The following is a 14,064-nucleotide window of genomic DNA, read 5'->3' on the forward strand; positions in this document are numbered from 1 at the left end:
ACGTACCGTGAAGACGCTCGCTACTGCTGTGCCAAGTCTAAAGTCCTGTGCCGCGGCCGCTCAAGAAGGTGCTTAGGATCGGCAAGCGGCTTTCTTTGGTTACTTTCTTTGCCGCCGCAAAGAAAGTGACCCCACCGCCGGGGAGGCGGCTACTGAAAAAACGTCGCGATAAGAGAGCCATTTCCCCAAAAAAAGTACCTTATTTCCCCCGCCCCACCGTCCAATCATAATCAACAGTCAACGGCGCATGATCACTAAACTTAATATCCCTAAAGATCGAAGTCTTCTTAGCCGCAGCAGCAATCTCTTTAGTAGCAATCTGATAATCAATCCGCCACCCGACATTCTTCGCATAAGCCTGCCCGCGATTGCTCCACCACGTGTACTGCTCGGCCCGCTGATCAAGCGTGCGAAAAACATCGACATAGCCGACATCGTCGAAGAGCTGAGTCAGCCAGGCCCGCTCCTCCGGCAAACAGCCTGAATTCTTCTGATTGCTCTTCCAATTCTTGATATCGATTTCCTTGTGCACGATATTCACATCGCCGCACACGATCACTTCGCGCTCGCTCGACAACTCGGTCAGATGCGGCATGAACTCGTCCATGAAACGATACTTCGCCTGCTGGCGTTCATCGCCGCTCGAACCCGACGGCACATACACCGACACGACCGACAACTTGCCGAAGCGCGCTTCGACATAACGCCCTTCCGGATCGAACTCCTCGCTGCCGAAGCCGATGATCACATCATCCGGTTCATGACGCGTATAGAGCCCCGCGCCGCTGTAACCTTTCTTCACCGCGTGCTGGAAATAGCCCTGAAAGCCGTGCGGCACGAGAAATTCCGGCGTCAGGTCGTCCTGCGAACATTTGATTTCCTGCACGCACACGACGTCCGATTTCTGTTCGCCGAACCAGTCGAAAAAGCCTTTCTTGGCGGCCGAACGGATGCCGTTCAGGTTGGCGGTAATCACGCGAAACATGTTCTTCCTTTTGTCCTTGGTTATTCGACTTTCAAGCCTTTGAGCGACTCTTTGGCGGGCGAAAATTCGAGCTTCATGCCCTGCATCGTGCGCAGCAGAAGTTCGGCGACCATCACGTTGCGATGCGTCTTCGAGTTGCCGGGAATGATGTACCACGGCGCGTAATCGGTCGAGGTCGCGCCGAGCAGATTCTCGTACGCCTGCTCGTAAGCGCCACATTGCTTGCGCGCTTCGATATCAGAGACATCGAACTTCCAGTGCTTGGTCGGATCGTCGATGCGCGCCTGCAAACGCTCGCGCTGCTCGTCCTTCGAAATATGCAGAAAGCATTTGACGATGGTCGTCCCGCTGTCCGCGAGCAGCGATTCGAACTGACGAATATGCCGATAACGCCGCTCGCATTCGTCGTCGTCGATGCTCTTCAGTACGCGCGGCACGAGCACGTCCTCATAGTGGCTGCGATTGAAGATCGCGAATTCGCCGGCAGCGGACGCTTGCGAATGCACGCGCCACAAAAAGTCGTGCGATGCCTCGCGCTCCGAAGGCGCCTTGAACGGCACGATACGCAAGCCGAGCGGATCGACATCGTGAAACACCGCGCGCACGGTGCCGTCCTTGCCGCTCGTGTCCATGCCTTGCAGAACAAGCAGCACGCGCCGATGCCGCTGCGCATGAAGCTTCTCCTGCAAGTCGTCGAGCTGCGCGCCGATGGCGGCGAGCCGTTCGCGGTCCTCGTCCTTCGAACCGAGCGAAAACGGCTTCGACGACGGATCGATCGCGCTCAGATCGAAGGGCTTGAGCTTCTTGTCCGCATCGAAAAAGGGCACGCGGAAATCGTCGAGTTCGGGTTTTTTCGCCATTGTTCGTTTTGCCTCCGCCAATGAAAACGGGCTGCTGCCGAGCTAAACGGCAACAGCCCGCGAGTCTCGCGTTCGAGAATCAGAGCGTCAGGATAGCTTCTTCTTCAGCAGTTCGTTCACCTGCTGCGGATTCGCCTTGCCCTTGGTCGCCTTCATCGCCTGGCCGATCAGCGCGTTGAACGCCTTCTCCTTGCCCGCGCGGAATTCCTCGACCGACTTCTGGTTCGCGGCGAGCACTTCGTCGATGATCGCTTCCAGCGCGCCGGTGTCCGAAATCTGCTTGAGACCCTTCGCCTCGATGATGCGATCCGCCGCGCCTTCGTCCGTCGCCTTCTCTTCCCACATCGTCTGGAAGATTTCGCGGCCGATCTTGTTGGAGATCGTGCCGTCGGCGATGCGCTGCACGACGAGCGCCAACTGCGCCGCCGACACTGGCGATTCGCCGATCTCAAGCGATTCGCGGTTCAATTGCGCGGAAACATCGCCCATCATCCAGTTTGCGGCGATCTTGGCTTGTGCCGCGCCGGCCTTCTGCACGAGCGCTTCGAAGTACGACGCCATCGCCTTCGACGAGGTGAGCACGCCCGCGTCGTATTCGGTCAGGCCGTAGGTATCGACGAAACGCTTCTGCATGTCGGCGGGCAGCTCGGGCATCTCGCCCTTCACGCGCTCGACCCACGACGAGTCGATGACCAGCGGCATCAAATCGGGATCGGGGAAATAGCGGTAATCGTGCGCGTCTTCCTTGCTGCGCATCGACCGCGTTTCGCGCTTGTCCGGATCGTACAGACGCGTTTCCTGAACCACCGTGCCGCCGTCTTCGATCAGTTCGATCTGGCGACGCACTTCGTATTGAATCGCTTCTTCGAGGAAGCGGAACGAGTTCAGGTTCTTGATTTCCGCGCGCGTGCCGAATTCCTTCTGTCCGACCGGACGCACCGACACGTTCGCATCGCAACGGAACGAGCCTTCCTGCATGTTGCCGTCGCAGATGCCGAGCCACACGACGAGACCGTGCAGCGCCTTCGCATACGCGACCGCTTCGGCCGCGCTGCGCATTTCCGGCTCGGTGACGATTTCCAGCAGCGGCGTGCCCGCGCGATTCAGGTCGATGCCCGTCATGCCCGCGAAGTCTTCGTGCAGCGACTTGCCCGCGTCTTCCTCAAGGTGCGCGCGCGTCAGATTGACGGTCTTCGAATACGCTTCCTTGCCGGCCTTTTCGTTGGCCGGAACCTGAATCGTGATCTGACCGCCCTGCACGACCGGAATCTCGTACTGGCTGATCTGATAGCCCTTCGGCAGATCGGGATAAAAGTAGTTCTTCCGCGCGAAAACACTGCGCGGCGCGATGGTCGAGCCGATCGACAGACCGAAGCGGATCGCGCACTCGACAGCGCCACGGTTCATCACGGGCAACACGCCCGGCAACGCCAGATCGACGGGCGATGCCTGCGTGTTCGGCGCCGCGCCGAATTGCGTGGCGGTGCCCGAAAAAATCTTGGATTCGGTGGAAAGCTGCGCGTGCGTTTCCAGACCGATGACGACTTCCCACTGCATGATCAGACTCCCGATGCCAATGCCAATGCCAATGCCGGTGCCTTGCGATGCCAATCGGTCGCGCGCTGATACGCGTCGGCGACCTGGAGCATCCGGGCTTCGTTGAAATAGTTGCCGACGATCTGCAGACCGACCGGACGATTCGCATTCGCGCCGAAGCCGCACGGCACGCTCATGCCCGGCAGACCCGCGAGACTCACGGACAGCGTGTAGATATCGGCGAGATACATCTGCACGGGATCGTCGGCCTTCTCGCCGAGATTCCACGCAACGGACGGCGCGACCGGTCCCATGATGACGTCGCACTGCTTGAACGCTTCCTGAAAATCGCGCGCGATAATGCGGCGAATCTTCTGCGCCTGCAGATAGTAGGCATCGTAATAGCCGTGCGACAGCACATAGGTGCCGACGAGAATCCGCCGCTTCACTTCGGGCCCGAAGCCTTCCGCGCGCGACTTCTTGTACATGTCGAGCAAGTCTTTGTACTGCGCCGCGCGATGCCCGTAGCGCACGCCATCGAAACGCGACAGATTCGACGAAGCCTCCGCCGGCGCGATGATGTAATACACCGGAATCGACAACTCGGTCTTCGGCAGCGACACGTCGACGAGCGTCGCGCCCAGCGCTTCGTACTGCTTCAACGCGGCATCGATGGCGGCGCGCACGTCGTCGGCGAGACCCGCGCCGAAGTACTCCTTCGGCATGCCGATCCGCAAGCCCTTGAGCGGCTTCGAGGCATCGTCGGAACTGTTCCACGACTGGCCGATGTAACGCGTGTAGTCTTCGTTCTCGCGTTGCAGGCTGGTCGAATCGCGCTCGTCGAAGCCGCTCATGGCGTTCAGCAGCAGCGCGCAATCTTGCGCGTTCTGCGCCATCGGGCCGCCCTGATCCAGCGACGACGCGAACGCGATCATTCCGTATCGCGACACGCGGCCATACGTCGGCTTGATGCCGGTGATGCCCGTGAACGACGCAGGCTGGCGAATCGAGCCGCCGGTGTCCGTGCCGGTCGCGGCGGGCGCGAGGCGCGCGGCCACCGCCACCGCCGAACCGCCCGACGAACCGCCCGGCACCGACTTCACGTCCCACGGATTTTTCACCGCGCCGAAGTAGGAATTTTCATTCGACGAGCCCATCGCGAACTCGTCCATATTGGTCTTGCCGAGCGTGACCATGCCCGCTTGCGCGAGACGATGCACGACGGTCGCATCGAACGGGCTCGCGTAGTTTTCGAGCATGTGCGAACCCGCCGTCGACGCCCAGCCGCGCGTGACGAACACGTCCTTGTGCGCGATGGGCAGGCCGGTCAGCGCGCCCGAGTTGCCTTGCGCGATCAGCGCGTCGGCGGCTTTCGCCTGGTCGAGCGTGAGCGCTTCGTCCACGCCGATGAACACGTTCAGGTCCTTCGCGGCCCCGAAGCGTTGCAGATACGACTGCGCCAGTTCGACCGCGGAGATGTCCTTCGAGTCGAGCGCGGCGCGCAGTTCGGTCAAGCTTTTCTGATGCATTGCAGTTCCCAGATGAGCGCGGCGTTTCACATCGCGCGCATTACATTGATTCGACGCAGACGCGTGATCACTCGATCACTTTGGGCACGAGATACAGACCATCCTGCACGGCAGGCGCCGACTTTTGGAACTCTTCGCGCTCGACGCGCTCTGAGACTGCGTCGTCGCGCAGGCGCAGCGCCACTTCCTCGATCTGTTCGATGGGGTGCGCGAGCGGCTCGATGCCGGTGGTGTCGACGGCCTGCATCTGCTCGACGAGACCGAAGAAGTCATTCAGGCGCGCGAGCGTCGGTTCCGCTTCGTTGTCGGGCAGTTCGAGCCGCGCGAGATGCGCGATGCGTTTAACGTCGGTCAGGGTCAAAGACATGGTTTCACCGGAGAAAACGTGGACGTTTCCGAATCGAAAACAGTGCGGCTGTGACAGCCATTTACGATCTTGGGAGGACGCCTTCAAAACGGGCCTGGAAATGGCAAAAACTGCCATCCTTTTCCTATAGATACCCACAAATTATAAGGTATCATTACACGTTCGACTCACATCTGGATCGACCTGTCGGCGGCTTTCTCCTTGAATCATTCAATTGCGAGAAACGTCTGCGTCGGACGCTCCATTCTGCGGTAGATTTCTTCCCGGATTTGCACTTCACGGCGAGCTTTCGCCGTCCCGGCAAACCGTTATTTTTTCCGCTGCCGTCCCGGGCGCCTTGAAGCGACGAACGGCTACCCAGCGAGACAGGATTTTTGAATGTTCGGTTTTTTGCGCAGCTATTTCTCCAACGACCTGGCAATTGACCTCGGCACCGCCAACACGCTGATCTACATGCGCGGCAAGGGCATCGTGCTCGACGAGCCGTCAGTCGTTTCCATCCGTCAAGAAGGCGGTCCCAACGGCAAGAAAACCATTCAGGCCGTCGGTAAGGAAGCAAAGCAGATGCTCGGCAAGGTGCCGGGCAACATCGAGGCCATCCGGCCCATGAAGGACGGCGTGATCGCCGACTTCACCGTCACCGAGCAGATGATCAAGCAGTTCATCAAGACCGCTCACGAATCGCGCATGTTCTCGCCGTCGCCGCGCATCATCATCTGCGTGCCGTGCGGTTCCACGCAGGTCGAGCGTCGCGCCATCAAGGAAGCGGCGCACGGTGCGGGCGCATCGCAGGTCTATCTGATCGAAGAACCTATGGCCGCCGCAATCGGCGCGGGCCTGCCGGTGTCGGAAGCAACCGGTTCGATGGTCGTCGATATCGGCGGCGGCACGACGGAAGTCGGCGTCATCTCGCTCGGCGGTATCGTGTACAAGGGCTCGGTGCGCGTGGGCGGCGACAAGTTCGACGAAGCCATCGTCAACTACATCCGCCGCAACTACGGCATGCTGATCGGCGAGCAGACCGCCGAAGCCATCAAGAAGGAAATCGGTTCGGCTTTCCCCGGCTCCGAAGTCAAGGAGATGGAAGTCAAGGGCCGCAATCTCTCGGAAGGCATTCCGCGCAGCTTCACCATTTCGAGCAACGAAATCCTCGAAGCGCTGACGGACCCGCTGAACCAGATCGTCTCGTCCGTGAAGATCGCACTCGAGCAGACGCCGCCGGAACTGGGCGCGGATATCGCCGAGCGCGGCATGATGCTGACGGGCGGCGGCGCGCTGCTGCGCGACCTCGACCGCCTGCTCGCGGAAGAAACCGGTCTGCCCGTGTTGGTCGCTGAAGATCCCCTGACCTGCGTGGTGCGCGGCTCGGGCATGGCACTCGAGCGCATGGACAAGCTCGGCAGCATCTTCTCCTACGAGTAATATCGCTGGCTTCCGGCGTCGTCGATTGACGCAACACCGACGCAACCCGGAAGCACAATCCAACAGCACCCGCGTAACGCGACGCGCGCACGGCCTGGCACCCGTCCGGGCCTTTGTCGGAAACAGCGTAGGGCAGGCTCCGCCACGAGCGACATAGCCTGCGAGCATCGATCCATCCGAATACGCCCTCGGCGCCGACCATGGAATACAGTCCGCCGCCACTTTTCAAGCAAGGCCCATCCGCGCTCGCGCGCCTGATTTTCTTTGTGTTGCTCGCGATCGGACTGCTGGTTTCCGACGCGCGCTACAACACGCTGGAAATCGTGCGGGGCATTCTCGGTGCCGGGCTCTATCCGCTGCAGCGCGCCGCGCTCGTGCCGCGCGATATTTTCATGGGCGCGGCCGATCTCGCCGTGACCAGCGCCACGCTGCGCAGCGAGAACGGCAAACTCGCGCAAAAAAATCTTGAGCTGTCCGTCAAGGCAAACGATGCAACCCAGCTTGCCGTCGAAAACGCGCATCTGCGTGCGTTGCTGAATCTGCAATCGCGCGCGAGCACGGACGAGACGCCCGCCGAAATCCAGTACGACACGCGCGACCCGTTCACGCAGAAAGTCGTGATCGGCAAGGGCACGCAACAAGGCATTCAGGACGGCGCGCCAGTCGTCACGGAAGACGGTGTCATCGGACAGGTGACGCGCGTGTTCCCGCTGCAATCGGAAGTCACGCTGCTGACGGACAAGGATCAGGCCGTGCCGGTGGAAATCGCGCGCACGGGGCTGCGCAGCGTCATCTACGGCACGCCGAAGGGCGATACGCTCGATCTGCGTTTCGTGCCGATCAGCGCCGACGTGCAAGCCGGCGACGAACTCGTGACGAGCGGCCTCGACGGCGTGTATCCGCCGGGTCTGCCGGTCGCGAAGGTGCTGCGCGTCGACAAGCAGGCCGATACGGCATTCGCGCGCGTGGTGTGTCTGCCCATCGCCGCCGTGCGCGGCGCGCGGCAATTGCTCGTGCTGCACTACAACGTGAACGTTCCGCCCAATCCGATCGAAGTCGAAGCGGCCGCGGCCGTCAAGGAAGCGAAGGAAAACAAGGGCAAGAAGAAGGCCGCGCCGAAGGCTGCGGCGGCGTCGGGTGCGAGCGGCGCATCGGCGGCCGTGGCCGCGTCGGCGGCGAGCGCGCCCGTCGCGGGCAGCGCGGCGGCGGCGGCCAAACCGGCAGAGAAGCCGGCCGCGCCCAAACCCGCATCGGCGGCGGCCAAGCATCCGAGGAAAGCCCATATGCCCAAGCCCGTCTCCTCGGGAGCCGCGCGATGAACCGCCCGCAATACATCCTTCAGCCGGTCAATCCGTACTTCATCACCTTCAGCCTGGCGGCAGCCTTTCTGCTGAATCTGATGCCGTGGGGCCGCACGCTGTTCATTCCGGATTTCGTCGCGGTCGTGCTGCTGTTCTGGAACGTGCATCAGCCGCGCAAGGTCGGCATGGGCATCGCGTTTCTGCTCGGGCTGCTGATGGACGTGCACAATGCCAATCTGCTCGGCGAACACGCGCTGGCTTACACGCTGCTTTCCTACGGCGCGATCACCATTCATCACCGCGTGCTGTGGATGTCGCTCGGCGTGCAGATTTTCGCCGTCATGCCGCTGCTGGTCGGCGCGCAGCTCGTGCCGTTCGTGATCCGGCAGATGACGGGCGCGGCCTTCCCCGGCTGGAGCTATCTGGCCAACGGTTTCGTCGAAGCAGCGCTGTGGCCGATCGCGAGCTTTTTGCTGCTGATGCCGCAACGGCGCGCAGCCGACCCCGACGACACGCGCCCGATCTGAGCGCCGTTGCCGCGCGCGCACGTTCATTTGTCCGCGCGCGGACTACACTTGAATCGCTAAACATCGCGAGTTCGATTGCGAAAGCTGCATGACCGAAATCAAGAACACCGAGCAACAATTGTCCCGTTTCCGCCTGCGCGTCGCGGCGGCGGGACTGTTCGTGTTCGTCTGCTTCGGGCTGATCGGCCTGCGCTTTCTTTATCTGCAGGTCTGGCATTTCAGCAAATACTCGCTGCAGGCGAACGAAAACCGCATCTCCGTCGCGCCGATCGTGCCGAATCGCGGCATCATCACCGATCGCAACGGCATCGTGCTGGCGAAGAATTACTCCACGTACACGCTGGAAATCACGCCGTCCAAGATCAACGGCACGCTCGACGAAGTCATCGACCAGCTCGCGGATGTCGTGCCGATCGACACGCGCGACCGTCGCCGCTTCAAGAAGCTGCTCGAAGACTCCAAGAATTTCGAAAGCCTGCCGATCCGCACGCGCCTGACCGACGACGAAGTCGCCAAGTTCACCGCGCAGCGCTTTCGCTTTCCGGGCGTCGAAGTGCGCGCGCGGCTGTTCCGCCAATATCCGCTCGGCACGACGGCCGCGCATGTGATCGGCTATATCGGCCGCATTTCGCAGCGCGATCAGGAACGTATCGACGACGCGAGCGACGCCAACGACCAGAACTCGGATCACTATGATCCGCGCCTCGACGCCAACAACTACAAGGGCACGGATTACGTCGGCAAGATCGGCGTCGAGCAGAGTTACGAAACCGAGCTGCACGGCCTGACCGGTTTCGAGGAAGTCGAAGTCACGGCGGGCGGGCGTCCGGTGCGCACGATGTCGCGCACGCAGGCGACGCCGGGCAACAACCTTCAGCTATCGCTCGATATCGGTTTGCAGCAGGTCGCGGAGCAGGCGTTCTCGGGCAAGCGTGGCGCGCTGGTCGCGATCGAACCATCGACCGGCGACGTGCTCGCGTTCGTGTCCGCGCCGAGTTTCGATCCGAATTCCTTCGTCGACGGCATCGATCAGCAGACGTGGGACGCGCTCAACAACTCGCCGGATCATCCGCTGCTGAATCGTCCGTTGCACGGCACCTATCCGCCCGGTTCGACATACAAGCCGTTCATGGCGCTGGCCGCGCTCACGCTGCACAAGCGCACGCCGGGCTGGGGCTTTCAGGATCCCGGTTTCTATACGTTCGGCGGCCACACGTTCCGCAACGATGTGCGTTCGGGTCAGGGCTGGGTGGACATGAATCGCGCGATCGTCGTGTCGAACGACACGTATTTCTACATGCTCGCGCACGATCTCGGCGTGAACGCGATGGCGAACTTCATGAAGCCGTGGGGCTTCGGGCAGATCACCGGCATCGATATCGCGGGCGAGGCGCGCGGCATCCTGCCGTCGACGGAATGGAAGCGCAAGGCGTATCGGAAGCCGGAGCAGCAGCGCTGGTACGAAGGCGAGACGATCAGTCTGGGCATCGGTCAGGGCTATAACTCGTTCACCATCCTGCAACTCGCGCACGCCACGGCCACGCTCGCCAACAACGGCGTCGTGATGAAACCTCACCTCGTGCGCGATATCGAGAATCCGATCAGCAAGGACACGCGCGCCGTCGTGCGCGATCCGAGCGACAAGATCAACGTGCGTCAGCAGGACATCGACTTCGTGAAGCGCGCGATGGAAGGCGTGATCACCAACGGGACAGCGGCCAAACTGTTCGCGGGCGCTCAGTATCAGGCGGCGGGCAAGACCGGTACGGCGCAGGTTTATTCGCTGCAGGGCTCGAACTATCGCGGTCATGGCGGCACGGCCGAGCATCTGCGCGACCACGCGCTGTTTATCGCGTTCGCGCCGGTCGAGAAGCCGACCATCGAGATTGCGCTGATCGTCGAAAACGGCGGCTGGGGCGCGGAATCGGCCGGTCCGATCGCGCGCAAGGTGCTGGACTATTACCTCGTCGATCGCATGAAGCCGGGCGCGGAAGCCGCCGCGGTCGCCGCCGCCGCATCCGCGACGGAAGACTCCGGCCTGCCGATGATCGGCGGCACGCAACCGCCCGCGGCCGTCGCGCTGCCGGCGTCGGTGGCGGGGAAATCGCCGTCGTTCTCGCCGGAAGCGGCGTCGGATCCGTCGGTTGCGACGGCGGCATCCGCGACCGTGAATCCCGCGTCGGTGCCAAAAGCGCCGAAGCCGCCGAAGCCTGCGTCGTCGCCGAGCGCCGCGTTGCCGGCATCGTCGCCGGACAAGACGCCCGCGCCGAAGAAGCGCCCGAGGGATCCGTCGCCCACGATGGTGCGCGGCAACGAAGGCGAAGTCCGCACTTACGCGCCGTCCGGCGGCATCGACGAATAAAGGAAAGCGTCATGCAACTGCACATGCAAATCGACAAACGCGAACTGATCGACCGCGCCAAGCGGATGTTCGCGGGCTTCGACAAGCCGCTCGCGCTGATCGTGTTTCTGCTGCTGTGCGTCGGCATCGTGACGCTGTATAGCGCGAGTCTCGACGTGCCCGGCCGCGTGGAAGACCAATTGCGCAACATCATGCTGACGTTCGGGCTGATGTGGGTGCTCGCCAATATCCCGCCGCAAACGCTGATGCGCTTCGCCGTGCCGATGTACACCGTGAGCGTGGCGCTGCTGGTCGCGGTCGCGGCGTTCGGGCTGACGCGCAAGGGCGCCAAGCGCTGGCTCAATGTGGGCGTCGTGATTCAGCCGTCGGAGATCATGAAAATCGCCATGCCGCTGATGCTCGCGTGGTACTACCAGAAGCGCGAAAGCAATATCCGCTGGTGGGATTACATCGTCGGCTTTCTGATTCTGCTGCTGCCGGTCGGATTGATCGCGAAGCAGCCGGACCTTGGAACCGCCATTCTCGTGCTCGCGGCGGGCATGTTCGTCATTTATTTCGCGGGCCTGAGTTTCAAGCTGATTGTGCCGGTGCTGCTGGCGGGCGTGATCGCGGTGGCGGGCATCGCCGTGTTTCAGGACAAGATTTGCCAGCCCGAAGTGGTCTGGCCGATGATGCACGACTACCAGAAGCATCGGATCTGCACGCTGCTCGACCCGACTTCCGATCCGCTCGGCAAAGGCTTCCACACGATTCAGGCGGTCATCGCGATCGGCTCGGGCGGCACGCTCGGCAAAGGCTGGCTGAAGGGCACGCAGGCGCATCTGGAGTTTATCCCCGAGAAGCACACGGACTTTATCTTCGCGGTGTTCTCGGAGGAGTTTGGCCTCGCGGGCGGGCTCGTGCTGCTCTTTCTCTACATGGCGCTGATCGCGCGCGGGCTGTATATCGCGGCGAACGGCGCCACGCTGTTCGGGCGATTATTGGCCGGCTCGCTCACGCTGGCGTTCTTTACGTATGCGTTCGTGAACATCGGCATGGTGAGCGGGATTCTGCCCGTAGTCGGCGTGCCCTTGCCGTTCATGAGTTACGGCGGCACGGCGCTGACAACACTCGGCGTCGCTGTCGGGCTGATCATGAGCGTCGCGCGGCAAAAACGGCTGATGCAGAGTTAGGCGTTCGTCGCGCGTAGAACGAAAAACCGCAGCCCCCATTGCGGTTTTTTGTTATGCCTTCGGTGGACTCTTTCAGACCGGCTCATGAGCAAGGGCTAGACGCTGGTATGAAATCGACCAGAACCTGATAACGTTCCGATTTCGGCGTGTCCGGGGCAAAGCGGAGCGCTTGATAGTCAACCGCAAAACGGCTGTCCGAAATGCCGAGAGACCGAAGATATGTCATTACCGATTCGACGCGCTTTTGAGTGGTACTTTTTTTTATTTTTTTTATCCTTCTGTCCCTCGTCCGTGATGCCATACACAACCACGGTTCCCGTGCGGGCGACACTGTTGTTCGCGTCGATAACGGTCTTAGCAAGATCCACTCGATCGCGATTCGATATTGATGTCGCGCCCGCATCAAATGAGATTGAATGTTGGATTGAGAAACTGCACGCATTAACTTGTGATTCCGGGCCTAAAGTCGCTGCTAGGATCGCAAACATACCAAGCAATATTGTCTGCATTTTGAACAGCCATCTTGGGATCGATTTTCGCAAGCAGTTGCGTTTGATGAGGTCCATAGTAAATATTATTGTAGTCGATGGATGAAAAGGTGTCAGTGAAGTGAGTGCATTCGTGAACGAGCGTAAGTTCCCACGAATCTTTGCCCGGTCGCGTGACAAACGGCAACGCGCAAAACGCGTCATGGATCGCGATAGTATGTGTGGCCGTATCGGGTGCACAGACGTGTGCCACAGTTCCATTCTGCAAATTGGGATTCGGTAAGCATCCCGTTGCCTTGTCCTTGTCGGAGCCGGGTCGAACGAAGTTACCGAATTCAAGATTCTGGAGTACGCTGCAAAGCGCGCCCAAGCCGTTTTGAAGTGTCTGCTTTAGCCCGTCGTCGGTTGACCCGAAATACACTTGCATACGTGCTTTCTCGCTACCCCAAAGCGTCGAGAGTGCGACGATTCGAAACTTCACGAGCTTGATTGCACTGTCCCGCGCTTCCATGATGTGTTTGCGGAATTCCGCGTTGGTCATGTTCGCGCATATCGGTATCGTGTTGATCGGCACTTGGATACATGAGTCGGGAGTGTCATTCGTCATTCCCGTTGCTACCGTGCACCATTCATGCGAGTCTGGTTCCGTCATTCCTGCCTTCCTTATACGTCAACTCTGAAGCGCTCGGCGCGCTCTGTCTCGATGCGTTTTGTTTTGCCTGACTGATCTGTGACGCCTTCGATTACACAACCCGAGTCCGTGACGATGCGATATCGTTGCCGGGATAATGGCTCGCCTGTTGACGGGTCGAGCAAGGTGAATCCTTCGTCATAGCGTGGCCGGGAGACTGCGAATGATGCGGGCGACTCACAAGGATCAGGGCGATAAGCACTCGTTCCGCTTGCGCCTGACACTGGTTCTATCCAAATATCTGAACCATTTGCGATTACTCGATTTTTTCCGCAAGGACATGGAACGCGATCACCATCCAGTACCATGTTTCGTCCGGCATGGGTCCATCCATCGTATGACGCGATTACGGGAAATGTGCCTTCGCACTCCCCACACGTAGCAAGGCTTCCTCCGAACGCAATTTCCTTCCCATTATTAGAAATGAAATCTGTGCCATCCCATGCAAGCACTCTACCGCCTGTAGTGGTGTGGTCTCCATCACGCACGGCTTCTTTAGGCATCACTCGTCCTCGTTACGCTATCGACAAGAACGTCTTTTATATGCCGTATCTAAGCCCTTTATTCTGCTTTTCTTAGAAACATTTTGTGATGGTGATTACAAACACGTTATTTATTACGCTGTCGGCTTACCGGCAATCACATGGATAATTAGTCGGCCCTGAACAATCCTCAAAGCCTTACGCGATAAGGCGTTACAAGTTGTGTGCGTCAAGTTGTGCAGAAATCGGATGCCGGTGGTTTCAGTTGATCCTTCTGTGCGACGTGCGGCGCGAAGGGCGTAGCCCGCAGCGCCGAACGCCGCGCGGCCGCTATGCAGCAGC

Annotated in this window: 12 protein-coding genes; 5 read left to right on the forward strand and 7 right to left on the reverse strand. The window is 60.4% G+C overall.

All coding sequences use genetic code 11. The features are described 5' to 3' along the window. Positions 1-199 precede the first annotated feature (199 nt). The 5 genes from BVER_RS21295 to gatC form a co-directional block, all read right to left on the reverse strand. Complete coding sequence (locus BVER_RS21295; protein ID WP_050454985.1) at positions 200-985, reverse strand: exodeoxyribonuclease III; 786 nt, start codon at positions 983-985, stop codon at positions 200-202. Between the two features lie 20 nt (positions 986-1,005). After that, complete coding sequence (locus BVER_RS21300; protein WP_050454986.1) at positions 1,006-1,845, reverse strand: PPK2 family polyphosphate kinase; 840 nt, start codon at positions 1,843-1,845, stop codon at positions 1,006-1,008. Between the two features lie 87 nt (positions 1,846-1,932). Beyond that, complete coding sequence (gatB, locus tag BVER_RS21305; RefSeq protein ID WP_157056161.1) at positions 1,933-3,405, reverse strand: Asp-tRNA(Asn)/Glu-tRNA(Gln) amidotransferase subunit GatB; 1,473 nt, start codon at positions 3,403-3,405, stop codon at positions 1,933-1,935. Then, positions 3,405-4,910: an Asp-tRNA(Asn)/Glu-tRNA(Gln) amidotransferase subunit GatA gene (gene gatA, locus BVER_RS21310; protein ID WP_050454987.1), complete on the reverse strand. Its 1,506-nt coding sequence runs from the start codon at positions 4,908-4,910 to the stop codon at positions 3,405-3,407. Before gatA ends, gatB begins: the two co-directional genes overlap by 1 nt. Positions 4,911-4,977: 67 nt before the next feature. Continuing rightward, the gene (gene gatC, locus BVER_RS21315; RefSeq protein WP_050454988.1) at positions 4,978-5,277 is read right to left on the reverse strand and encodes an Asp-tRNA(Asn)/Glu-tRNA(Gln) amidotransferase subunit GatC; all 300 of its coding nucleotides are present in this window, start codon (positions 5,275-5,277) and stop codon (positions 4,978-4,980) included. A gap of 378 nt (positions 5,278-5,655) precedes the next feature. On the opposite strand from gatC, the gene BVER_RS21320 reads away from it, so the two are divergent. From BVER_RS21320 to rodA, 5 genes are all read left to right on the forward strand, one after another. Further along, positions 5,656-6,699, forward strand: coding sequence for a rod shape-determining protein (locus BVER_RS21320; RefSeq protein WP_004189550.1), 1,044 nt, complete (start codon positions 5,656-5,658; stop codon positions 6,697-6,699). 200 nt (positions 6,700-6,899) lie between these two features. After that, positions 6,900-8,018, forward strand: coding sequence for a rod shape-determining protein MreC (mreC, locus tag BVER_RS21325; RefSeq protein WP_050454989.1), 1,119 nt, complete (start codon positions 6,900-6,902; stop codon positions 8,016-8,018). Continuing rightward, positions 8,015-8,527 (forward strand): rod shape-determining protein MreD, encoded by a 513-nt coding sequence (gene mreD, locus BVER_RS21330; protein WP_050454990.1) that lies wholly within the window; start codon positions 8,015-8,017, stop codon positions 8,525-8,527. Before mreC ends, mreD begins: the two co-directional genes overlap by 4 nt. Positions 8,528-8,615: 88 nt before the next feature. Continuing rightward, on the forward strand, positions 8,616-10,889 hold the full coding sequence (mrdA, locus tag BVER_RS21335) for a penicillin-binding protein 2 (protein WP_050454991.1): 2,274 nt from the start codon (positions 8,616-8,618) through the stop codon (positions 10,887-10,889). A gap of 23 nt (positions 10,890-10,912) precedes the next feature. Then, the gene (rodA, locus tag BVER_RS21340; RefSeq protein ID WP_050454994.1) at positions 10,913-12,061 is read left to right on the forward strand and encodes a rod shape-determining protein RodA; all 1,149 of its coding nucleotides are present in this window, start codon (positions 10,913-10,915) and stop codon (positions 12,059-12,061) included. A 441-nt stretch (positions 12,062-12,502) separates the two neighbouring features. Here the strand turns inward: rodA and BVER_RS21345 are convergent, their stop codons facing one another. Then, positions 12,503-13,090 carry a M35 family metalloendopeptidase gene (locus tag BVER_RS21345; protein ID WP_198155320.1) on the reverse strand — a complete coding sequence of 196 codons (588 nt, stop codon included), beginning with the start codon at positions 13,088-13,090 and terminating at the stop codon, positions 12,503-12,505. 122 nt (positions 13,091-13,212) lie between these two features. Further along, complete coding sequence (locus BVER_RS36000; RefSeq protein ID WP_157056160.1) at positions 13,213-13,743, reverse strand: PAAR domain-containing protein; 531 nt, start codon at positions 13,741-13,743, stop codon at positions 13,213-13,215. Positions 13,744-14,064 lie beyond the last annotated feature (321 nt).

This window comes from Candidatus Burkholderia verschuerenii (assembly GCF_001189365.1).
Classification (GTDB): Bacteria; Pseudomonadota; Gammaproteobacteria; order Burkholderiales; family Burkholderiaceae; genus Caballeronia; species Caballeronia verschuerenii.